This is a genomic window from Dyella terrae (assembly GCF_004322705.1).
Classification (GTDB): Bacteria; Pseudomonadota; Gammaproteobacteria; order Xanthomonadales; family Rhodanobacteraceae; genus Dyella_D; species Dyella_D terrae.
In genome coordinates this window covers 146,555-169,376 of record NZ_SIZZ01000001.1, presented here as the reverse complement: position 1 = coordinate 169,376, position 22,822 = coordinate 146,555, and the positions used below count along the sequence as shown (strand labels likewise).

Annotated in this window: 18 protein-coding genes; 6 read left to right on the top strand and 12 right to left on the bottom strand. The window is 63.8% G+C overall.

Going from position 1 to position 22,822, the window contains the following annotated elements:
• Nucleotides 1-479 precede the first annotated feature (479 nt).
• The 10 genes from EYV96_RS00860 to EYV96_RS00815 all read right to left on the bottom strand — a co-directional run bounded on the left by EYV96_RS00860 (nucleotide 480) and on the right by EYV96_RS00815 (nucleotide 12,561).
• The gene (locus tag EYV96_RS00860; RefSeq protein WP_131149645.1) at nucleotides 480-1,772 is read right to left on the bottom strand and encodes an adenylosuccinate synthase; all 1,293 of its coding nucleotides are present in this window, start codon (nucleotides 1,770-1,772) and stop codon (nucleotides 480-482) included.
• 73 nt (nucleotides 1,773-1,845) lie between these two features.
• Nucleotides 1,846-2,031 (bottom strand): DUF2065 domain-containing protein, encoded by a 186-nt coding sequence (locus EYV96_RS00855; RefSeq protein WP_131149644.1) that lies wholly within the window; start codon nucleotides 2,029-2,031, stop codon nucleotides 1,846-1,848.
• 19 nt (nucleotides 2,032-2,050) lie between these two features.
• The gene (gene hflC / locus EYV96_RS00850) at nucleotides 2,051-2,917 is read right to left on the bottom strand and encodes a protease modulator HflC (protein ID WP_131149643.1); all 867 of its coding nucleotides are present in this window, start codon (nucleotides 2,915-2,917) and stop codon (nucleotides 2,051-2,053) included.
• The gene (gene hflK / locus EYV96_RS00845) at nucleotides 2,914-4,077 is read right to left on the bottom strand and encodes an FtsH protease activity modulator HflK (RefSeq protein WP_131149642.1); all 1,164 of its coding nucleotides are present in this window, start codon (nucleotides 4,075-4,077) and stop codon (nucleotides 2,914-2,916) included. The genes hflC and hflK overlap by 4 nt, the downstream gene beginning before the upstream one ends.
• Before the next feature lie 249 nt (nucleotides 4,078-4,326).
• On the bottom strand, nucleotides 4,327-5,643 hold the full coding sequence (hflX, locus tag EYV96_RS00840; protein ID WP_131149641.1) for a ribosome rescue GTPase HflX: 1,317 nt from the start codon (nucleotides 5,641-5,643) through the stop codon (nucleotides 4,327-4,329).
• A gap of 169 nt (nucleotides 5,644-5,812) precedes the next feature.
• Nucleotides 5,813-6,079 carry an RNA chaperone Hfq gene (gene hfq / locus EYV96_RS00835; protein ID WP_131149640.1) on the bottom strand — a complete coding sequence of 89 codons (267 nt, stop codon included), beginning with the start codon at nucleotides 6,077-6,079 and terminating at the stop codon, nucleotides 5,813-5,815.
• 165 nt (nucleotides 6,080-6,244) lie between these two features.
• Entirely contained in the window at nucleotides 6,245-7,198 is a 954-nt protein-coding gene (miaA, locus tag EYV96_RS00830) for a tRNA (adenosine(37)-N6)-dimethylallyltransferase MiaA (protein WP_131149639.1), read from the bottom strand.
• Between the two features lie 50 nt (nucleotides 7,199-7,248).
• On the bottom strand, nucleotides 7,249-8,016 hold the full coding sequence (locus EYV96_RS00825) for a carbonic anhydrase family protein (RefSeq protein ID WP_131149638.1): 768 nt from the start codon (nucleotides 8,014-8,016) through the stop codon (nucleotides 7,249-7,251).
• Between the two features lie 135 nt (nucleotides 8,017-8,151).
• On the bottom strand, nucleotides 8,152-10,314 hold the full coding sequence (locus EYV96_RS00820; RefSeq protein ID WP_131149637.1) for a S46 family peptidase: 2,163 nt from the start codon (nucleotides 10,312-10,314) through the stop codon (nucleotides 8,152-8,154).
• A gap of 90 nt (nucleotides 10,315-10,404) precedes the next feature.
• Nucleotides 10,405-12,561, bottom strand: a complete 2,157-nt coding sequence (locus EYV96_RS00815; RefSeq protein ID WP_131149636.1) for a S46 family peptidase — start codon at nucleotides 12,559-12,561, stop codon at nucleotides 10,405-10,407.
• 365 nt (nucleotides 12,562-12,926) lie between these two features.
• Between EYV96_RS00815 and tdh the strand changes: the two genes are divergently transcribed.
• The 3 genes from tdh to kbl all read left to right on the top strand — a co-directional run bounded on the left by tdh (nucleotide 12,927) and on the right by kbl (nucleotide 19,117).
• Nucleotides 12,927-13,961: an L-threonine 3-dehydrogenase gene (tdh, locus tag EYV96_RS00810; protein ID WP_205746059.1), complete on the top strand. Its 1,035-nt coding sequence runs from the start codon at nucleotides 12,927-12,929 to the stop codon at nucleotides 13,959-13,961.
• 131 nt (nucleotides 13,962-14,092) lie between these two features.
• On the top strand, nucleotides 14,093-17,806 hold the full coding sequence (locus EYV96_RS00805; RefSeq protein WP_240732301.1) for a DUF748 domain-containing protein: 3,714 nt from the start codon (nucleotides 14,093-14,095) through the stop codon (nucleotides 17,804-17,806).
• A 114-nt stretch (nucleotides 17,807-17,920) separates the two neighbouring features.
• Nucleotides 17,921-19,117 (top strand): glycine C-acetyltransferase, encoded by a 1,197-nt coding sequence (kbl, locus tag EYV96_RS00800; RefSeq protein WP_131149635.1) that lies wholly within the window; start codon nucleotides 17,921-17,923, stop codon nucleotides 19,115-19,117.
• Nucleotides 19,118-19,144: 27 nt separating this feature from the next.
• On the opposite strand, the gene EYV96_RS18685 is transcribed toward kbl, so the two are convergent.
• On the bottom strand, nucleotides 19,145-19,879 hold the full coding sequence (locus EYV96_RS18685) for a hypothetical protein (protein ID WP_165488547.1): 735 nt from the start codon (nucleotides 19,877-19,879) through the stop codon (nucleotides 19,145-19,147).
• Between the two features lie 114 nt (nucleotides 19,880-19,993).
• Here EYV96_RS18685 and EYV96_RS18680 point away from each other — a divergent pair, with 114 nt between their 5' ends.
• The 3 genes from EYV96_RS18680 to EYV96_RS00785 all read left to right on the top strand — a co-directional run bounded on the left by EYV96_RS18680 (nucleotide 19,994) and on the right by EYV96_RS00785 (nucleotide 22,419).
• Nucleotides 19,994-20,869, top strand: coding sequence for a LysR family transcriptional regulator (locus EYV96_RS18680; RefSeq protein ID WP_165488546.1), 876 nt, complete (start codon nucleotides 19,994-19,996; stop codon nucleotides 20,867-20,869).
• 77 nt (nucleotides 20,870-20,946) lie between these two features.
• Nucleotides 20,947-21,459 (top strand): Slp family lipoprotein, encoded by a 513-nt coding sequence (locus tag EYV96_RS00790; RefSeq protein ID WP_131149633.1) that lies wholly within the window; start codon nucleotides 20,947-20,949, stop codon nucleotides 21,457-21,459.
• Nucleotides 21,460-21,510: 51 nt separating this feature from the next.
• Nucleotides 21,511-22,419 (top strand): cation diffusion facilitator family transporter, encoded by a 909-nt coding sequence (locus EYV96_RS00785; protein ID WP_131149632.1) that lies wholly within the window; start codon nucleotides 21,511-21,513, stop codon nucleotides 22,417-22,419.
• Nucleotides 22,420-22,425: 6 nt separating this feature from the next.
• Here EYV96_RS00785 and EYV96_RS00780 read toward each other — a convergent pair whose 3' ends face one another.
• A complete protein-coding gene (locus EYV96_RS00780; protein ID WP_131149631.1) occupies nucleotides 22,426-22,815 on the bottom strand; it encodes a VOC family protein in 390 nt (129 codons plus the stop codon).
• Between the last annotated feature and the right edge of the window lie 7 nt (nucleotides 22,816-22,822).

Sequence of the window (22,822 nt, the reverse complement as noted above, 5' to 3'; positions counted from 1 at the left end):
CCGGCACGGGCCGGAAGTCATGCCAGCCATGCGGCGGCGCGGCATGATTCCAGCCCGATATTGCCCGACTGCCGGGGAGACAGTCGCTGTGAGGGGAGTTGGGCGCGGGCGAGCGTCGCAAGGACTCTCGACCCGCTGACCACGGTTGGCCGCCTAGAGCCGCCCCTGGCTGCGCGCAAACTTACGTGCTGCGCGCCGCGCCTGCTCGTACCGCGCTCACAAAGCTGTCCATCGGAAGCTCAGGACGTCAGTCGATTGCTGCAATTGTGCGATCGCGCACACGTGGTTCACGCGCTGTATCGCGCCTCGACGGCGCATCCGATGAGCCGCGGCCACCTTGAAGCATAGGCAGACGCGAAGGTGTGCCACGCAAAGGCGTTCACTTCCGCGCGGACTTCGGTCACCGCTATCAAGCTGTGCCATGAACGACAAAACAAAAGGCCCCCAGCGGGGGCCTTTTGCGTGCTGCGATCGGAGGTTCAGGCGAAGGGATCGTCGAGGATGATGGTGTCATCGCGATCGGCGCCGGTGGCCACCAGCGACAGCTTGCAGCCGGAGAGTTCTTCCACGGCACGCAGGTAGGCGCGCGCGGCCGGCGGCAGCTTGTCCCATTCGCGGATACCGGCAGTGGACTCTTCCCAACCCGGGAATTCCAGGTACACCGGCTTGCACTCGGCCCAGCCGTCGGCATCGAGCGGCGCGAGTTCACGGCGCTTGCCGCGGTATTCGTACGCGATGCAGACCTTGATGGTCGGCAGGCCGTCGAGCACGTCGAGCTTGGTGATCGCCAGGCCGTTGATGCCGTTGATCTGCACGGCGCGCTTGAGCGCGACGAGGTCGATCCAGCCGCAGCGACGCGGACGACCGGTGCTTGCACCGAATTCATTGCCAACCTTGCGCAGGCGCTCGCCCATGTCGTCGTGCAGCTCGGTCGGGAACGGACCGCCGCCGACGCGCGTGGCGTAGGCCTTGCAGATGCCCAGCACGTAGTCGATGTCACCCGCGCCCACGCCGGTACCGGCCAGTGCGCCACCGACGGTGGTGTTGGAGGACGTCACGTACGGATACGTGCCGTGATCGATGTCGAGCAGCGCGCCCTGCGCACCTTCGTACAGGATGTGACCGCCTTCCTTGCGCACGTCGTGCAGGATGGTGGCGACGTCGTCGACCATCGGGCGGATGAATTCGCCATAGGCCAGCGCATCGTCGAGCACCTGCTGGAAGTCGACCGGTTCGGCCTTCAACCACTGCGTGAGGATGAAGTTGTGGTACTCGACGGCGGCCTTGACCTTCTCCGGCAGCTCGTGCGGATACATCAGGTCAGCGACGCGCACGCTGCGACGTGCCACCTTGTCTTCATAAGCCGGACCGATGCCGCGACCGGTGGTGCCGATGGCCGACTTGCCGGCGGCGGCTTCGCGCGCCTTATCCACGGCAATGTGGTACGGCATGATCAGCGGCGTAGCCGGGCTGATCTTCAGGCGCGAGCGCACTTCCACGCCCTGCGCTTCGAGTTCTTCGATTTCCTGCTTGAGCGCGGCCGGCGACAGCACGACGCCGTTGCCGATCAGGCACAGCGCATCGTCACGCAGGATGCCCGACGGAATCAGGTGGAGGACCGTCTTTTTGCCCTTGATCACCAGCGTGTGGCCGGCATTGTGGCCACCCTGGAAACGGGCCACGGCTTTGACCTGTTCGGTCAGCAGATCGACGATCTTGCCTTTGCCTTCGTCGCCCCATTGCGCGCCAAGGATTACGACTGACTTACCCATGATCTTTACTCGCTCGATATGGCTGGCCCGAGGGGCCGGAGGATGTGAAACGAATCGCGTTGCTCAGTCGTGACTAGTGCACGAACTGCAGGAAAAGCAGGCCCGCCGCCATGGCCACCGCGCCGATCAGTCGCAGCTTGCCCGGGGCGAGCTTCTGCGCCTCGCGCATGGCCGATTGCCACCCACGGGGCGCCGCAAACAAAACCAGTCCTTCGATGACGACCACCAGGCATAAGGCGGCCGCCAGATCACGCGGCATCACTTAAGGACATCCTTCCTCAGCGCTTGCTGTTGCCGTCGTTGAAATAGCGCAGGAACTCGGAATCCGGCTTGAGCACCAGCACGCCCTTGCCGTCCTCGAACGACTTACGGTACGCGCCCAGGCTTCGATAAAACGCGAAGAACTCCGGATCCTGACCATAGGCCAGGGCATAGATACCGGCGGCCTTCGCGTCGCCCTCACCCCGCACCGAGGCCGCGTCACGCTCGGCGTCGGCAATCAGGATCTGGCGCTGGCGGTCGGCATCGGCCTGGATGGCCTCGGCAGCCTGCTGACCGGTCGAGCGGAGCTCGTTGGCCAGCTGCAGGCGCTCGGCGCGCATGCGCTTGTAAACGGACTCGCTCACTTCGTCCGGCAGGTCGATGCGCTTGATGCGCACGTCCACCACGGTGATGCCCAGGTTCTTGCGAGCAGCGGCGTCGGTTTGCTTGCGCACGCGCTCGGTAATGTCCTTGCGGCCACCCGAGATCAGTTCCTGCAAGGTGCGCGCGTTGAATTCGAAGCGCAGCGCGTCCTTCACGATCGGCGCCAGGCTGCTGACAGCCTGCAGTTCCTGGCCGGCCGTGGCGCGGTAGTAGGCTGCGCTGTCGGCAATGCGCCACTTCACGTAGAAATCGACGTTGACGCTCTTCTTCTCGGAAGTGAAATAGCGCTCCGGCTTGGCTTCGAGCGGCAGGATGCGGTTATCGAACAACAGCACCTGCTGGATCAACGGCACCTTGAAGTGCAGGCCTGGGGCGTCGCCGGCGCGCACGATGCGGCCGAACTGGGTCACGAGGGCGGCCTGCCCTTCGTGCACGACGAACATGCTGTTGTAGCCGAGGAGGACGGCCAGGACGACGAGAATGCCGGCAAAGAACTTCATGGCTGCTTCTCCTTGCCCGTGGCATCCGCCGCGCCGGACTGCATCACCGTGCCGACGGGCGGCAGGTCCTTGACGTTGCCGGCGGCGCGATCAAGCGGCAGATAGATCATGTTGCGACCGTTGGCGCCATCGAGCACCTTCGGGTTGTTCGACATCACGTCCTCGACGGTTTCCAGCCACAGGCGACGGCGGGTGACCTCCGGCGCGGCGCGGTATTCCTTGAGGATGAGATTGAAGCGAGCGGCATCGCCCGTGGCGCGAGCCTCGCGCTCGGCGGCATAACCCTGGGCCTGGGCAGCGATGCGCGCGGCTTCACCGCGGGCCACCGGCACCACCTTGCTGGCATAGGCGCGGGCGTTGTTCTCGGTGCCCTGCTTGTCTTCGCGCGCCGCGTTGACGTCGTCGAAAGCGTCCTTCACTTCCTGCGGCGGCGCCACGTTCTGGAAGCTGACGTCGGTAATGCGCAGGCCCGAGTCGTAGCTGTCCAGCGTCGCCTGAAGGATTTCGCGGGTCTGCTGCTGCAAAGTGTCACGCGTCTGGGCCGGCGCGGCCGCTGCCACGGGGGCGGTGGTCACGGGGGCTGCCGCCGTCGTGGCGGTCGCCGGGGCGGCGATGACCTGCTCTGCGCCGGGGCTGGTGAGGATGTTGTCCATCACGTTGGCGCCGACCACCGAGCGCACCGCGGCTTCGGATGCCTGACGCAGCGTGTCTTCCGGCTTGCCGCTCAGCGCAAAGAGGAATTTGCGCGCGTCCGACACCTGGTACTGGACGTTGAAGTCGACCGAGATGATGTTTTCGTCGGCCGTCAGCATGCGGACGGTGTCCGTCACCGAGCGAATCTCGGTGGTGCTGACCTTGGTGACCGACTCCAACGGGCGGGGAAGCTTGAAGTGGAAGCCGGGGCCGAGGGTGCGCGAGTACTGGCCAAAGCGAAGCACCACGCCAGCCTGGCGGGCATCGACGATGGTGTAGCTGCTGAGCAGGAGCGAGGCCAGGACCAGGGCCACGATAATGGTTAGCACGCCGCCCGGGCCACCGCCCAGCTTGCCGAAACGTGCCTTCAACTGCTTGAGCATGTCGTCCAGCCCCGATTTGCCGCCGGGCTGGCGATTCTTGCCCCAGGGGTCACGCTGCCCGTTGCCGGGTTCGTTCCAGGCCATTGTCAGTCTCCTTGAGGCCGCTGGGAGGCCGGCAACATCGGCCGGAAAACACCTTGATCGGTATGCAACATGGTGACGGGTCGTGTCGAGGCAAGGGTGCCGTCCGGCACGGAGTCGCACAAACAGTCGGGATTCTACCAGAGGTAGACGGCAGACTGGGTGCCAGGAACGCGTCCGACGCGACCGGGCCGGGAACCATACAGGCTGCTTCAGGTAAGGGAGCAAGGCGGGCGACTACCCGCCTGCCTGTCACTCGTCGACCGACAGTTCCGGGACGTCGAGCAGCCCGCGCATCAGCGCCGCCTCGGCCTCCGTCCCACCACCCAGGGGTGCCAGCACGCTGCGGGGCGCATCGATCTGCAGCATCCATCCATCGGCATCGACGTCTTCGCTGGCGATGGCTCCCGCCGCCCGGAGACGCGCATGCAGGCGCCCTTCGGTCAGTGGCAGGCGCAACGCCGAACGGACGCGATCACCGCCCAGCAGTTCGCCCAGCGCCTGGCGCAGCAGGTCCAGCCCCTGCCCCGACGCCGCCGACAACCAGACCGCCGTGGGCCGCCCTTCGCTATCGCGATCGATCCGGGGCTCGGTGCCCGCCAGGTCGATCTTGTTCATCACGCGTAGTTGCGGGACGTCGCCGGCATCGATTTCCTCCAGCACCTGGTCGACGACGCGGTGCAGGTACTCGCGCTCGTCGTCCGCCGCATCGCTGACATGCAGCAACAGGTCGGCATCGCGGGCTTCGGCCAGGGTGGCGCGGAAGGCGGCCACCAGGTCGTGGGGCAAATCACGGATGAAGCCGACCGTATCGGCAATCACTGCGGGGCCGCAGCTGAGGTCGTCGAGTTTGCGCACCGTAGGATCCAGCGTGGCGAAGAGCAGGTTCGCCGCGAACACTTCGCCGGAGGTCAGCGCGTTGAACAGCGTGGACTTGCCCGCATTCGTGTAACCGACGAGCGCCACGCGCGGCACGGTATTGCGCAGGCGCGCACGGCGCTGCTGACCGCGCTGTACCTGCACCTTTTCCAGACGCTTGGTGAGCATTTTCACCCGCTCGGCGAGCAGGCGACGGTCGGTTTCCAGCTGGGTTTCGCCGGGGCCGCGGTTGCCGATCGCACCGCCGCGCTGGGCATCAAGGTGGGTCCAGCCCCGCACCAGCCGGGTGGCGATGTGCTTGAGCTGGGCCAGCTCCACTTCCAGCTTGCCTTCGTGGGAACGGGCGCGCTGGGCGAAGATATCCAGGATGAGTCCGGCGCGATCGACCACGCGCACCTTGAGATGCTTCTCAAGGTTTCGCTCCTGCACGGGCGAAAGGGTGTGATCGACCAGCACCAGGTCGGCCTCGAGTGCCGCGGCCATCTCGGCCACTTCTTCGGCCTTGCCCGAGCCAATATAGAAGCGAGGATTGGGGATATCGACGCGTGCGGGAATGCTTCCCAGCACCTCGGCGCCGGCCGATTTGACCAACTCGGCAAATTCTTCGGCACGCCTGGCGCTGTCGCCTTCACCGCGCGAATGCGGCAGGACGAGCACGGCGCGCTCACCTTTTTTCTGTCTGTCGAACACTTATCTGGGATGACCTGTGCGAGTAGCCACACCGGCGCAAGGCCGGAACATGGCAAGTGTATGGGATATACACCGGATCGCCCTGGCGCCCCTCGGGGCCACGTCAGGCGAACAAGGCCGCGGGCTGGTGCCCACAGCCTTGTTCACATGGGTCTTCCCGAGCGGCCGATCAAGCCTCGGAATCGGCACCCGTCGCGGATTCGACGTGGCCGTCGTGACCATTGCCCACGCGGACATTGCGGCTTGGGACGACGGTGGAGATGGCGTGTTTATAGACCATCTGGCTCACCTGGTTGCGCAGGAGCACCACAAACTGATCGAACGACTCGATCGTGCCCTGCAACTTGATTCCATTGACCAGATAAATGGCGACCGGAACGCGCTCACGGCGCAAAGCATTCAAAAACGGATCTTGCAACGACTGCCCTTTGGACATTTTATGTTCTCCCCTCGCAACCCACGGGCCGGATAAAAGACGCAGGTCGCGCCCCGGCCCAAGACAATTGAATATTAACCACTTTTAAATCGTTGATGAAAGGGCATTTGCAGGGCAAATGAGCCCTGTGCGTGTTGCCTGTAAAAAGTTTGCAAAATCGGCGCCTCAAATCTCCGACGCCGGGCGCAAAAACCATGTGAGGGCATCGGCGGCCCGGGACTCCAGCCCCGGTTGATCCGGGTCCAGGACCCGGGCATCGAGCTCGCTTCGCAGCCAGGTGATCTGGCGCTTGGCCAGCTGGCGCGTGGCGAAGACGCCGCGATCGCGAAATTCGGACTCCGATATCTGGCCGTCCAGGAACTCCCAGGCCTGCCGGTAACCCACTGCCCTGATGGCGGGAAGATCGGGATGCAGGTCACCGCGAGCCCGGAGCCCCCGGACCTCGTCAAGGAAACCCTCGGCCAGCATCGCATCGAAGCGGGTCGCGATGCGCGCATGCAGTGGCGCGCGATCCTCCGGCAAAAGGGCAAGTTTGAGCACCCGCCAGGGAAGTCGATAGCCCGAAGCGCCCTGCTGCTCCGACATCGGGCGCCCGGTCAGCTGAAGTACCTCCAGCGCGCGCTGGATGCGCTGGGCGTCATTGGGCCCGATGCGCGCCGCCGCCACCGGATCGAGATCCCGCAAACGTGCATGCATGGCCGGCCAGCCCACGCTTGCCGCCTCGGCGCTCAAACGCTCGCGAACCTCGGGGTCGGCTTCGGGCAGGTTCGAAAGCCCGCGCTGCAAGGCCCGGAAATACAGCCCCGTCCCACCCACGAGCAAGGGAACATGACCCCGCCCTGTGATCCGCTGCATGGCGGCCAACGCGTCGACACGGAAGTCCGCTGCTGAGTAGGGCTCGGCCGGGTCGCGAATATCGATCAGCTCATGCGGATACCGCTGCAAGGTCGTCGCACCAGGCTTGGCCGAGCCGATGTCGAGCCCGCGATACACGAGGGCCGAGTCGACGCTGATCAGCTCGCACGGAAAGCGATCGCTGAGCGCACACGCCAGCGCGGTCTTGCCGGAAGCCGTGGGCCCCATGAGGAAGATGGCGGGAGGTCGGTGATCGATGGGCATCCCGATTAGTGTAGCCGCTGGGCGCACGGAACCCGACGCGACAGATCAGCTCAGGCGTAGAACTCCACGAGTCCTCCTACCAGGTGGTACATGCCGCCCACGATCTTGATTTTGCCTTCGCGCTCCAGCCCCGCCAGCACGTCGCTGCGCTTGCGGATAGCGTCGATGGTGAGCTCGACGTTGGTCCTCGCCACGGCATCGACGAAAGCGTCGTTCTTGCTGGTTCGCTCACCGTCGTATTTCGTGGCTTGCACCGCAGGCTTGATCTTCTCGAGCAAGCCGGTGAGGTTGCCTAACTGCGCATGATCAATGGCGCCCGTGATTGCACCACATGCGGTGTGCCCCATCACGAACACGACCTTGGCCCCGGCGAGCGCGCAGGCAAACTCCAGGCTGCCCAGCAGATCGTCATTGGCCACGTTGCCGGCAATCCGGGCATTAAACATGGCGCCTATGCCAACGTTGAAGATGATCTCCGCCGGCGCTCGCGAATCGATGCAGCTCAGCACGACACCCGCCGGATACTGACCACCGGCGCTTGCACGCTTCTGCGCCACGTAGTCGTGCATTTCTGTCTTTCCCGACCGGAACCGCTCGTTGCCCTCTTTCATCAGGGCAATGATCTGATCGGGCGTGAGCTTGTCGCGCATCTCCCTGGAGAGGGCCGTCTTGGTCAGCGCCTCCGCCTCGGCCAGCAGGGGGGCAAGCAGGCTGAACCCGCCGATCGCACCTAGTGCCGTGGCACCCAGGGTCGCCTTGAGGAGGGTGCGACGATGGCCGTCAACGCAGCCACAGCCTTGATCGTGGGACGGGTGCATGACGCGCCTCGTGGTGCGGGTGGCGGAGGCGGCGAGTGCACTGCGGCGCGCGTCAATCCGCCGTGAATAACCGCGACCCGGGTGACTGAAACGAAAAACGGGCCGCCTGGCCCGTTTTTCGTAACACCTGCCGACTTACTTCGCCGGCACGCCCATCTCCTTGAGCAGGTTGTCGGCGTGGTCGAGGTGGTGCATCACCCACAGCATGTAGCGCACGTCGACCTGGATCGCGCGGTTGAGCTGCGGGTTGAACAGCCAGTCGCCGCTCACCGACTCCCAGTTGCCGTCGAAGGCGAGACCGACCAGGCGGCCCTCAGCATCCATCGCGGGCGAGCCGGAGTTGCCGCCCGTGATGTCGAGGTCTGCCAGGAAGTCCACCGGCAACGTACCGAGCTTCTTGGAGGCATAGCCGTCGAAGGCCTTGGCCTTGATCGCATCGAGCTCCGCCTGCGGCGCGTTGAACGGGACCTTGCCCGTCGCCTTTTCGACGATGCCCTGCGCCGTGGTGAAGGCCGAGTAGCTCACGCCATCACGCGGCGCCACGCCCTGCACGTTGCCGAAGGTGACGCGGAGCGAGGAATTGGCGTCCGGGTAGACCGGCAGATTCTGCGAGTCCTTCCACGCGATCATCGCCTGCATGAAGCGCGGGCGCAGCTTGGTCATCTCGCCGGCACGCGCATCGGCCTCGTCTTCGATCTTCTGCAGTTCCGGCTGCATCGCGCGCGCCAGCTTGAGCACGCTGTCGTTGCTGGCATCGATCGCTTTGCTGTCGGCCTTGAACCACTTCAGGCGCTCGTCGGTATCACCCAACCTGGAGCCGGCGTACAACGCGACCACCTTCTGCTCGATCTGTGTGTCGGTCCTGGCATCGCCCAGCCACGCGTCGAGTGCGGGCAGGCGCTGGTCCTTCGGCAAGGTGATGTAGCGCTTGAGGCCATAGGCCAGGAACTGCTGGTCGACCTTGGGATCGTAGCGACGCTCGAGCTGCTTGAGGCCACCTTCGATGCGCACCCAGTCGCGTTCCTGATACCCGGCATCGCGATCGAGATCGGCCTTCGGACGCTCCTTGGCAAGGTGCACGAGACGCACGCCGGTGCCCAGCAGCGAGGCGCGATTGACCAGACTCAGTGCCAGCGCACGATCACGCTGCGCCTTCTCATCGGCAATGGCCTGGCGCAACTTGGCGATGTCGGCCACCAGCGCCTGATTCTCGGCACCGCCCTGCTTCTTCAGCCAGCCTTCGAGCTGGGCTTCCTGATCACGCTTCACCTGCACGGCGTCGGCACGACGCAGGCCCTCGAGCTGGCCACCGAAGTTCTTCAGGTAGTTGTTGAGGCCCGCCACCATGCTGGCGTATTTCACCGCCACCTTCGGGTCGGCCTTGCCTGCGGTGTTGATGATGTCGAGCGTGTCTTCGTAGACCTTGATCTGGGTCGGGTACACCCAGTCGATCGAGTTCTGGACTTCGTCCGACAGGCGATAGCGATTGGTGCGGCCCGGGTAGCCGACGACCATCACGTAGTCGCCCTGCTCCACACCCTGCGGGTTCACCTTGAGCACGTGCTTGGGCTTGTACGGCACGTTGTCCTTCGAATACGTGGCCGACTTGCCGTCCTTCGACACATAGGCGCGCAGGTAGCTGAAGTCGCCGGTGTGACGCGGCCACATCCAGTTGTCGATGTCGCCACCGAACTTGCCGATGGATTCCGGCGGCGCGTACACCAGGCGCACGTCCTTGATCTCCAGCTGCTTGATCAACTGGTAGCTGTAGCCGCCGTGGAACGTGTAGACGTCGCAGCGATAGCCATCGGATTCGCAGGCCTTCACCTGCGCCTTGATCGCCTGCTCGATCGCCTTGTAGCGCTCGGCGCCGCTCATGCTGTCGGTAAGCTTGCCGGTGATTTCCTTGGTGACGTCACGGATTTCCTCGGTGACGAACACACGCATGTTCGGATCGCCCGGCAGCTCTTCGCTGAAGTTCTTCGCGAGGAAACCGTCGACGATGAGGTTCTTCTGCGGCGTCGAGTTGTACTGCAGCGCGCCGTAGCCGCAATGGTGGTTGGTGACGACCAGGCCGTCCGGCGACACGAAGGACGCCGTGCAGCCGCCGAGGCTGACGATGGCACCCATCGGATACGCGGTGAGATCGGTCAGCGACTTCGGATCGAGCTTGAGGCCATGCTGCTTGAGCATGCCGGCGATCGTCGGCAACTGGGCCGGCTGCCACATGCCTTCGACGGCCTGGGCGGACGAAATGAGACCGACGGACACGGCCGCGGCGAGTACGAGACGACGCATGGAAACTCTCCTGTTTCAGCAACCCGCGCAAACGCGGGCAATTTTTCGACCTGCAAGGCGGCGACACCCTTCGGCGCCGCCGCCTTCTTCTTACTTGGCCGGAACGCCCAGCTCCTTGAGCAGGTGTGGTGCCGGGTAGACCTTGTCCATCAACCAGCGCATGTAGCGCATGTCAACGTGGATCGCGCGCTTGTAGCGAGGATCGAACATCCAGCTGGCACTCACGGCTTCCCAGTTGCTGTCGAAATTGAGGCCAACGAGCTCGCCCTTGGCGTTCATCACCGGTGAACCGGAGTTGCCGCCCGTGGTATCGAGATTGCTGAGGAAGTTGACCGGCATGACGCCCGATTTCGCGTCGCGATAGCCGTCGTAGTCACCCTTGGCGATCGCATCGAGCAGCGGCTTGGGGGCATCGAAGGGCTCTTCGCCGGTGTTCTTCTCGACGATGCCTTCGGTGCTGGTCAGCGGCGCATACGACACGGCGTCGCGCGCCTTCAGCGGCGTGACCTTGCCGTAGCTCACGCGCAGCGTGGAGTTGGCATCGGGGTAAACCGCACGACCTTGCTGCTCGCGATAGGCGATCAGGGCTTCCATATACGCCGGGCGAAGGCGCAGCAGATCGCCTTCGCGGCCCTTGCGCTGCTCGTCCAGGCGCGTCAGTGCCGGCTGCAGTTTGGCGGCGAGTGCAAGCAAGGCGTCATCTGACTGCGCCAACTCGGCCTGGCTGGCCTTCAGCCAGTGCAAGCGCTGTGCTTCATCGCCGAGTTTGGTTGCGCCGTAAACCCCATCCAGCGTCTTGGCCAGTTCGGCCGGCGTACGGCCGAAAGCGGCGTCGAACTCGGGCACGCGCTGGGCGTCGGGCAATTGCTGGTAACGGGTCAGCAAGGCCGTAAGCAAACGCTTCTCAACCGCCGGATCGAAACGGCGCTGCACTTGCTTGAGCATGCCGGCGATAAGGTCTTCGTCACGCTGCTGGAATCCGGTTTCGCGCACAGCGTCCGGCTTGGCGCGTTCGGCACCCAGTCGCTGCAGCGTGATCGCCGAACGCATCAGCTGCGTCTGCGACTGCATCAGTGCGAACAGCAGATCGCGATCGCGCGTGGCGTTGGCGTCAGCGAGGAGCTTCGAAGCCGAGGCGATCTGCGGCTTGAGCGTCTTGGCGCTTGGCTGCTTGTCGAGCCACGCCATCATCGCCGTTTCATCCTTGCGACGGATGCTGACGGCGTCGCTGCGCTTAAGGCCTTCCAGCTCGCCGCTGAAGCGCTTGATGCCGTTCTTGAGCGACTGAAGCTGCGAGGCATAGCGGATGGCCGCCTGCTTGTCAGCCTTGCCGGAGTCCTCGATCACGCCCTGCAACTGCTTCATCACTTCGACCGACTTGGGCAGTCGCCACTGGATCTGGTCGGCGAATTCAGCCGCCATGCGATGACGATACGTAATGCCCGGATAGCCGGCCAGCATCACGTAATCGCCTTCGCTCACGCCTTCGCTGGCAATCTGGAGATGCGCCGGCGGCGTATAAGGCTTGTTGTCCTTTGAGTAATCGGCGGGCTTTCCATCCGGACCAACGTAGGCGCGCAGGATGGTGAAGTCGCCGCTGTGGCGCGGCCACACGAAGTTGTCCACTTCATCGCCGTAATTGCCGATGGCGCGCGGCGGCGCGAACACCAGGCGCACGTCGCGCAGCTCGAGCTGCTTCACCAGGTAGAAGTCGCGGCCGTAGAACATGTTGACCACGCTGCAACGGTAGCCCACGTCCCGCTCGCACTCGCTGACCAGCGCCTTGCTGGCCGCATCGACGGCGTCGAAATACGCGCGACCGGTCTTGCCCTTGGCACCGGCGAGCACCTTGTCGGTGACCTTGTCGAAACCCGTGGTCACGCGCAGACGGAAATCGGGATTGGCGGGGAGTTCCTGCGAGCGGTCGGCGGCGACATAACCGTTCTGGATCAGATCGCGCTCGGGCTTGCTGTTGTACTGGATGACGCCGAAAGCCACGTGGTGATTGGTCAGCACCAACCCTTCGTTGCTGACGAAAGCACCCGTGGCGCCGCCCACCTTTACCACCGCGCTGAGCGGCGGCTTGGTCAGGTCGGCCAGGTCGGCCGGATTGCCCTGGTAGCCGGCGGCCTTTAGCTGCGCGGCAATGCTCGGCAGCTGGGAGGGCATCCACATGCCTTCGTCCGCCTGGGCGACGGGTGCAAGAGTCAGGGCCACGGCAGTGGCCAGTCCCAATTTCAAACGCATGTGAGATTCCCCTGTGGGTCGTCGCAGAAACTTGCGACCATAGTGGTTATCAGGGTACCCGGGCAACGCTGCGGTGCAGCGAAAGCTCCCGCCAATATGTCCGCGACCATCGTGCCGTGAGAAGCCACGCGGTACGGCCCCCCTATGCTGGACATGTCTTACCTTCTCGTTCTACGTCAATCGCGGGATGACTCCGGAACGTGCGTGGGCGTATCCCAGCACTACCCCGAATTTTCGTTTGCACGCGGCCCGAAAGCGTGGAAGTCCATGCGATTTCCCGGCCCGCCACCCCCATATCCCGTCCCGCTTCTCAACTATAATCAGCCCTTTCCCCGCCCGCTTTGCGGGCCAGCCGATGGTGAACCATGTCGCAGACGATGAAAGCCCTGGTCAAGCGCAAGCCCGAACAGGGCATCTGGATGGAAGAAGTTCCGATGCCGGAGGTCGGCCCCAACGAAGTGCTGATCAAGATGGAGAAGACGGCCATCTGCGGTACCGACCTGCACATCTACAAATGGGACGAGTGGAGCCAGCGCACGATCAAGCCGGGCCTCACCATCGGCCATGAATTCGTCGGCCGCATCGTCGAGATCGGCCCGGGCGTCACGGGCTACAAGGTGGGCGATCGCGTCTCCGCCGAAGGCCACATCGTATGCGGCCACTGCCGCAACTGCCGCGCCGGCCGTCAGCACCTCTGCCCGAACACCATTGGCATTGGCGTGAACCGCAACGGTGCGTTCGCCGAATACATGACCATGCCGGCCTCGAACCTGTGGCCTATCCCGGACCAGATCCCCTCCGAGCTGGCGGCATTCTTCGACCCGTACGGCAATGCCGCGCATTGCGCGCTGGAATTCGACCTGATCGGCGAAGACGTGCTGATCACCGGCGCCGGCCCCATCGGCATCATTGCCGCCGGTATCGCCAAGCACGTGGGCGCACGTAACGTCGTCGTCACCGATGTGAACGACTACCGCCTCAAGCTGGCCGCCGACATGGGCGCCACGCGCGTGGTCAACGTCGCCAACCAGTCGCTCAAGGACGTGATGAAGGACCTTCACATGGAAGGCTTCGACGTGGGCCTGGAAATGAGCGGCAACCCGCGCGCTTTCAATGACATGCTCGATTGCATGTACCACGGCGGCAAGATCGCTTTGCTGGGCATCCTGCCCAAGGGTGCCGGCATCGACTGGGACCGCGTCATCTTCAAGGGCCTCACCCTGCAGGGCATCTATGGCCGTCGCATGTATGAGACCTGGTACAAGATGACTCAGATGGTTCTTACCGGGTTCCCGCTCCAGAAGGTTCTCACCCATCAGATCCATATCGACGACTTCCAGAAGGGTTTCGACCTGATGGACGCGGGCAAGTGCGGCAAGGTCGTCTGTTCCTGGAACTGACATGGAATTGACCGCCAGCTGAAGCGGTAGGCGAACTCCCCGTGATGCTGCGCGGGGAGTCGCATCAAATCCACGAAGTGCCCGAGTAAACTCCCCGACGCGGCCGAACAAGCATTCGGACATCGGGGAGGATGCCTAAGAACTTTCGCATCCCGTCGGCCGTGACCACGACGGAGCAGCAGCGCATGGCAGACCCCACCTCCCCCGGCCGCCTTCGGCTTGAAGCCGCGCGACAGCGCGCGCTCGCCACGTATCACTCCCACCGGGTTCGCAAGACACTCCTGATCCTGGCGATCGTGTTGGTCCTTTTCGGCCTGCTCGGCTTCTTCGCAGGCCCCTCGATCATCAAGTCCCAGATCGAGAAGCGCGCCACGGTGGCGCTGGGCCGCCCGGTAACCCTGGACAAGGTCCACCTCAATCCCTACACGCTGCGTTTACAGCTAGATCAGCTGCACATCGGCGATCGCGATGGAAAGGCCGCCTTTGTCGATATCGACCAGGTCGTGGTGAACACCTCCTGGAGTTCAGTGTACCGGCTGGCTCCCGTGCTCGATGAACTGACCTTGCAACGCCCGCGCGTGCGCATCGTGCGCGAGGCCGACCAGCGCTTCAATTTCACCGACCTCATCGACAAGTTTGCCTCCGGCCCGACGGATCCGAACGCGAAACCCGCGCGTTTCGCTCTCTCGAACATCAGCATCCACGACGGCGACATCGACTTCGACGATCAGGCGGGCAAGGCCACGCACAAGGTCGAGCAGATCGAACTTGGCATCCCCTTCCTGGCCAACCTGCCATCCAGTACGGACATCTATGTCCAACCACTGCTGGCCATGCGCGTCGACGGCAGCCCAGTGAGCATCAAGGGACAGACGAAACCCTTCGCCGAAAGCCGCGACTCCACCATGGATTTCCAGCTCGACAAGCTGGACCTTGCGCGCTACATGGGCTACGTCCCGACGCCACTGCCGATCGCGATCCCTAAAGGCTTGTTGAGCGGCACGCTCGTTCTGCACTTTCTCGAAGCCAAGCCGACGCCGACGCTGCAGCTCACAGGCAACCTTCACCTGGACGACTTCGCGCTCAACAGCAGCAAGGGCCAGGCGATTGCGTCGATCAACCAGGGTGATGCCCAGCTGAGCGACGTGCAGCCTCTGGCCTCGCGCTATGTGCTCGGCACGCTGAAGCTGGATGGCGCGCAAGTGCATTACACGCAGGGCCCGGGCGGCAGCAGCAATTTCGACACCATGCTGCAAAAGTCGGCTGCCCCTGCTGACGCGAAACCTGAAACACCTACTGACGTGCGCATCGCCGCGGTCGAGCTGGCCAACGGCGCCATCCACTACACGGATGCCAATGCGCAGAAACTCGATATCACTCAGCTGCGCGGCAGCATCCAGGCCTTGAGCCTCCTCAAAGCCGCGCCGGCCAAAATCCATTTGGACGGCCAGATGTTCGGCGGCCAGATCGGTGCGCAGGGCACGATCGATCTGTCGAACACCAAGCTCGCCAGCACCCTCACACTCAAACAGGTCGACCTCCCGCCGTTGCAGGCCGTCGCCGCCCCGCCGTTCGCGGCACGCGTGCATGAAGGCAAGCTCGACGCGAGCGGTCCCATGCAGCTGAACTGGGGCAAGGACTTCAACGTCATCCTGGGGCCTGCAACGGCGGCCGTGACAGGCTTTGCCCTGGAACCGCAGTTCAAGGGCCATGGCGCGCCGGTCGCCTGGAGCAAGATGGAGGCGCAGATCACCAAGGTGGACCTGGCCAGCCGCGAAGCTCGTCTGGGTATCGTCACCGCCACGGACATGAAGCTAGACGTCCAGCGCAATAGCAACAAATACATCAGCATCGTCGACCTGTTCGCCGCGAAGACCGACGTCAAACAGGCGCGCAAGGAGGCCGCGAAGAAGACCGGCGAGGTAAGCCCCGCCTGGCACTGGAGCATCGACAAGCTCGCGCTGGCGAACGGCTCGGTGCTCTTTTCCGACTTGGCCGCCGGTACCGAACCGGCGAAGATCCAGCTCGACTCACTTGACGGCGGCATCGAACGCCTCAGCGACAACTTCGCCCAGCCGCGCGACGTGAAGCTCGAAGGCAAGGCCGGGCGCGGCACCTTCAGCATGAACGGCAAGGTGCAGCCCCTGCCCTCGGTCGCCGATCTGCAGGTCACCTTCAGGCAGTTCGATATCGCCAACTACGCACCCTACATCAGCGTGCCGCTCAACGTGGTGATTTCGCAGGCACGCATCAGCGGTAGCGGCAAACTGCACTATGACGGCCGCCGCGCCGACCCCGTGTTTACGTACAACGGCAATGCATCGCTGGACCGCGTGCGCGTGCAGGACAAGGTCACCGGCGACGATTTCCTGCGCTGGAACACACTCAATGCCTCGCGTCTGGACGTGAGCTATGGCGTTGGCGCGCCACGCATGCATGTGGGCATGCTGACGCTCAGTTCGTTCTATGCGCGCATGATCGTCAACGCGGATGGCCGCCTGAATCTCTCCGACGTGGTGCAGAAAGAACAAAACGCTCCCGTATCCGTCACGCGCGCAGAACCCACGACGCCGCAGCCGAAAGCGCCAGTGGTCACCCCGAAGCAGCCGCAGCAAGCCACGGTCGAAGCCACGGGCCCGGCAGCCGACATCCAGATCGGAGGCGTCACGCTGCTCAACGGCCAGCTCAATTACACCGACAATTTCATCAAGCCCAATTACACCGCCAACCTGACGCAGGTGACCGGCAAGATCGGCGCCTTCGGCACGCAAGAGGGCGGGCCGCCGGCCGATCTCGCGGTGCAGGCCGCGCTCGACGAGGACTCGCCGGTCGACATCAACGGCACCATCAATCCGCTGGCGCCGGTCGCAGCTCTCGACATCAAGGGCAAGGCTGACGAAGTCGAGCTCACCCATCTGAGCGCCTACTCCAGCAAGTACACGGGCTATCCCATCACCCAGGGCAAGCTGACGGTCGATGTGCACTACGTGCTCGACCACAGCAAGCTCAACGCCGACAACCACATTTTCATTACCCAGCTCACCTTCGGCGATCGCATCGAGGGCACCGGTGTGTCGCACTTGCCGGTCAAGCTGGCCGTGGCATTGCTCAAGGACACGCAGGGCAATATCGATGTCGATGTACCAGTCTCGGGCTCGCTGGACGATCCGCAGTTCAGCATGGGCGGTTTGATCTGGCGCGCCATCGGCAATCTCATCGCCAAAGCGGCCACGGCACCCTTCCGCCTTCTGGGTGCGGCCTTCGGCGGCAAGGATCACGAAGAGCTCGGTTACGTGGAGTTCGATCCCGGTTCCGCGGTGCTCGACGATCAGGCCACGCAGCGCATGGAAAAGATCGTCAATGTACTGAAGCAAAAGCCGTCGCTGACGCTCGACATCATCGGCCGCGTGGATCCGGACAAGGACCAGAAAGGCCTTCGCAAAGTCACCGTCGACAACCTGGTCCGCAAGGAAAAGCAGCTCGACGACAAGGGCAAGGACGCCGACACGTCCGACGTCGCGCTAGCCAAGGTCGAGATCACGCCCGACCAGTACGAGCGCTTCCTCAAGCGCGCCTACAAGCACTCCGAGATCGATAAGCCCAAGAACGCCATCGGCCTCAACAAGTCGCTTGAACCGGACGAGATGCGCAGCCTGATGGAAACCAACGTGAGCGTGGACGACAAGGCCATGCGCGACCTCGCCACGCGTCGTGCCCAGGCGGTACGCGAATGGTTCAAGGGCAAGATCGACGACAACCGAGTGGGCGTAAAGGACGTCAAGCTCACCCCGGAAGGCATCGACGACAAAGGCAAGACGACGCGCGTGGATTTCGGCTTGCATTGAGATCCAGCGGGCCCGGCGCTTTCGAACCCGTCGCAAGCGAAAGCGCCCTCCCGGTTCCATCGCGGCCGCGCAGGCCCCACAATTCCACCTTTCCCACCCAACGGTAGTTCCGCCATGTCCTACAACGCCAAGGCCCGTTACGCCGCCGAACTCGACGCCATCCGCGAGCAGGGTCTGTTCAAGGCCGAGCGCATCATCACCTCGCCGCAGTCGGCCGAGATTGAGCTCGAAGGCGGCCGCAAGGTGCTCAACTTCTGCGCCAACAACTACCTGGGACTGGCCGATCACCCGGAGGTTATCCAAGCCGCGAAAGATGCACTGGACACCCACGGCTTCGGCATGGCGTCGGTGCGCTTCATCTGCGGCACGCAGGATCTGCACAAGCAGCTTGAGAAGAAAATCGCCGAATTCTTCGGCACCGAAGACACGATCCTCTATGCCGCCTGCTTCGATGCCAATGGTGGTCTCTATGAGCCCCTGCTTGGCGAAGAAGACGCGATCATTTCCGATGCGCTGAACCATGCCTCGATCATCGACGGCATCCGTCTGTGCAAGGCCAAGCGTTTCCGGTACGCCAACTGTGACATGGCCGATCTGGAAGCTCAGCTTCAGGCCGCTGATGCCGCAGGCGCGCGCACCAAGCTGATCACCACCGATGGCGCGTTCTCCATGGATGGCTTCATCGCCCCGCTCGACAAGATCACGGCACTGGCGCAGAAGTACAACGCCATGGTGCACATCGATGAATGCCACTGCACGGGTTTCCTCGGCGAATCCGGTCGCGGCTCGGCCGAAGTCAACGGTGTGATGGACAAGATCGACATCTTCACCGGCACGCTGGGCAAGGCACTCGGAGGCGCCCTGGGTGGTTTCACCACCGGTCGCGCTGAAGTCATCGAAATGCTTCGCCAGCGCTCGCGTCCGTATCTGTTCTCCAACTCGCTGCCTCCGCATGTGGTGGCCGCCGCGATCAAGGTGTTCGACATGCTGGCCAGCGCGGCAGACTTGCGCCAGCGCGTGCAGGAAAACACGCACTACTTCCGCGAACAGATGACCCGGGCCGGCTTTGATATCAAGCCGGGTGTGCATCCGATCGTGCCGGTGATGGTGTATGACGCCAAGAAGGCCCAGGCGATGGCGACGGCGTTGCTCGAGGAAGGCATCTACGTCACTGGCTTCTTCTATCCGGTGGTGCCGCAAGGCCAGGCGCGCATCCGCACCCAGATGAGCGCGGCGCATACGCGTGAGCATCTCGACCACGCCATCGCCGCTTTCACCAAGGTTGGCCGTTCGCTGGGCGTTATTCGCTGAGTCGCCGGGACCGTCAGCGCGTCGCGCTCACGGTCCCGTTTTTGTGAGGTTGCTCAGCTCGGGACGGTATCGCCACATTTCGGTGCGCATGTCTCGCACCGCTGCGGAGAAGGCGCGCAAAGCGCCTTCATCCCCGGCCAGCAGGGCGGGCACGTCCTCATGAAAGCGATCAAAACTCGCCCAATCGTCGCGTGCCACCATGAGCATGTATTGCGTGGATTCGCCGCCTGTGACCAGGCGATACCACGTGTGTGCCGGGGCTTCGCGCATCGACAGCAACGCTTTGCGCGACACCACAAGGGATTGCTCGAACTGGCGTTCGTGACCCGGCCGCACCGAGACGAAGGTGACCTGCACGCGCTTGCTGGGCTCCTTGTCTTCCAGAGGCGTGGCGGTACTCACCTTACGCAGCAGTTGGAACGTCGGCCGCCCTGTCGGCGTAACGTAAGGCGAGACGTGGACCTTGGCATCGGCCGCGTCATCGGCCAGATCCACGCGGTGATCGAAGGCCTCATACGGCTCGCCGACACTTGCGTCGACAAAGAAGCCGTCGCGCTCGCCGTCTTCGACCGTCCATCCGTACCAGGTCAGCGGGTCGCGATGCTGACGATGCCAGTCAAGGTGTCTCTGGTAGCCCGCCTCGAACTTCGCCTCATCTCCCGGGTTGATCCGGTAGAAGAAGAAATGCGCCGCGCCATGGTCGGCGGCCAGAACCGGCCAGGACAGGACGAAGATCAGGGCACTCAGCCATCGAATGGACATGTCCGGGCTTCCAGGTGGGGATCGCGTCATTCTTGGCTTGTGGACCGCAATGCCACCATGCGAATCTTTTTTCGATCCCCCCGAAGATTTTTTGGGGTACCGCCGGGTGCCGCCGTGAACATCGAATTGCGCTATCTGCATGCCTTCCGCGCCGTCTGTGATGCCGGCAGCCTGCGCGCGGGCGCTGCGCAGCTCCATCGAACCGAGCAGGCCGTGAGTTACCAGTTGCGGCGCCTGGAAGAATCACTGGGCACGCCGCTGTTCGATCGACTGTCCGGCAGACTGGTGCCAAACGCCGCCGGACAACGTCTGCTGGCCTTTTGTCGGGACATGGGGCGTGACTGGGCGCGCGTACGCGATGAACTGCAGGAGGCGCAGGCCCCGGCGGCCACGCTTCGGATCGCTGCCGTCAGCGGGTTCGGGCGGTACGACCTGCTGCCCCTGTTCCGCGACGGCCCGTTGTCCGATCTGCCCTTGCGCATGAGCTACCCGACCGCCGACGAAGTGGTACGCATGGTCGAGTCCGGCGAGGCGGATCTGGGCTTCGTGCATCGCATGCCACCACCGGGCAGGCATCAGCTGCTGGCCGTCGGCTCGGAGGAAATCGTCCTGGTGGCGGGCGCCGTCGTCGGCTTGCCGGACGACGTTGCATCGATCCTTGCCCAGGCGCCCTATATCACTTACGACGAAAGCGACTTTGTATTCGCCACCTGGTTTACGCAGATGATCGGCACCAGTCCCGGCAGTATCCAGGGCGTCGCGCATTTCGAGGAGCTGGAAGAGGTGCTGGACTGGGTGGCGGCAGGACGTGGTGTATCCGTCGTCCCCGGCGGCTGCGCCCGTGACCCGGTCGAACAGGGCACGCTACGTGTTGTCGGGGTGGCCGGGCGCTCCTGCCGCAATACGATTTATGCGGTGGTCGACCCGGCAAGCCGCCACCCTGCGACCGATCGGACGCTGCAGGCCGTACGTGAACGGCTTGGCACCTGAGCACGGGCCACCTATCCCGGCCCGGCGATGCCACGCTAAGCTTTGTCTCACCGTCATCCGAGAGCAGGAGCCCGTCCATGAACACGTTCCGACTCCCTACCATCCTGCGCGCGGCCTTGCCGGTCGCCCTGCTCGCCCTGACGGCCTGTGCGCCCGCGCCGATCTACAAGACCACGGGCACCGTGGTAGTCGTCCCCTACGGCGTTGCCGAAGCACCGGAGCGTTACGCCAACGCCGACATCGTCTGGGGTGGCCAGATCGTCAACGTGCACAACTTCCCCGACCATAGCGAAGTCGAAGTGCTGGGCTATCCGCTGGACGGCTCGCAGCGACCGCAGGCGAACATGCAGGGCACGGGCCGGTTCATTGCCATCATTCCCGGCTACGCCGAATCACTCAATTATCCGGCCGGGGCGCTCATGACGCTCACCGGCCGCATCAGCGGCAGCCGCAGCGGCAAGGTCGGCGAGGCGATGTACGTATTCCCGCTGGTCAATGTCGGACAAGCGCACGTATGGACCGCCGATGAAATGAGCAGCGGCAAGAACAACGTGCACTTCGGCGTCGGCGTGGGCGTCGGGATTCACTGATTTCACGCTACGGCGCCCGTCATACGATCTGCGGTTCAAGGGAAGAACGCGATGTCCGGTCCTGCCAATTCGCTCAAGGCGATTCTCCTCGCCCTGGGCGCCAATTTCGCCATCTTCGTCAGCAAGCTCGCCGCCGCCATCTTCACCGGCTCGGGCGCCATGCTGGCCGAGGCGATTCACTCACTGGCCGATTGCGGCAACCAGTTGCTGCTCCTGCTGGGCATGCGCCAGGCGCGCCGTGCGCCTTCCGAGGAGTACCCGCTGGGCTGGGGTCGCGCGCTGTACTTCTGGTCGTTCCTCGTCGCGATCCTGCTTTTCAGCGTGGGCGGCATGTTTTCGATCTACGAAGGCGTGCACAAACTCAACGATCCCGAACCACTGCAGCGGCCCTGGCTGGCCGTGGGCGTGCTGCTGTTCGGCATCGTGATGGAAGGCATTTCCATGCACGGCTGCATGCAGGAAGTGAACAAGGCGCGCGGCGATCGCGGGCTGATGGCGTGGTTCCACCAGACACGTTCGAGCGAGTTGCTGGTGATCTTCGGCGAGGACTTTGCCGCCCTGCTCGGCCTGATGCTGGCCTTGCTGGCCATCGGTGCCACGATGATCACCGGCAACCCGGTGTTCGATGCTCTGGGTACCGTCGGCATCGGCATCCTGCTGGTCGTGGTGGCGGTTGCGGTGGCCGTCGAAGTAAAGGCGCTGTTGATTGGCCAGGGCATTGAGCCCCGGCGCCGCGAAGAGATGCTTGCCTTCCTCAATGCGCAGCCCGAGGTGGAGGTGGTCCTCAACCTGATCACTCTGCAGATGGGGCCCGATGTGATGGTCGCCACCAAGGCACGCATGGTGCCCACGGCGGACAATCGCACGCTGATCCAAAACGTCAATCGCGTCGAGGAAGCGCTGAAGTCGCAGTTCCCCGACGTGATGTGGAGTTTCTTCGAACCAGACCTGGTGGACTGACCGGTCTTACTTGCGCTGGATGAGATCCCAGCGATTGCCGTACAGATCCTCGAACACCACCACCGTCCCGTAGGGCTCCTCGCGCGGCTCCTCGCAGAACGTCGCGCCCGCGCCTTTCATGCGCTCGTAGTCGCGCCAGAAATCGTCGGTGTGCAGGAACAGGAAGACGCGACCGCCAGCCTGGTGGCCTACGGCGGCACGCTGGGTATCGTTGGCTGCCTGCGCAAGCAGCAAGCGGGTCTCCTTCGAGCCACGCGGCGCGACGACGACCCAGCGCTTGCCCTCGCCCATATCGATGTCTTCGATCAGTTCGAAGCCGGCCACGCCGGTGTACCAGGCGATCGCGGCGGCGTAGTCGGCAACGACCAGGGCGACGCCTCCAATGAATTGCTGCATGGGGTTT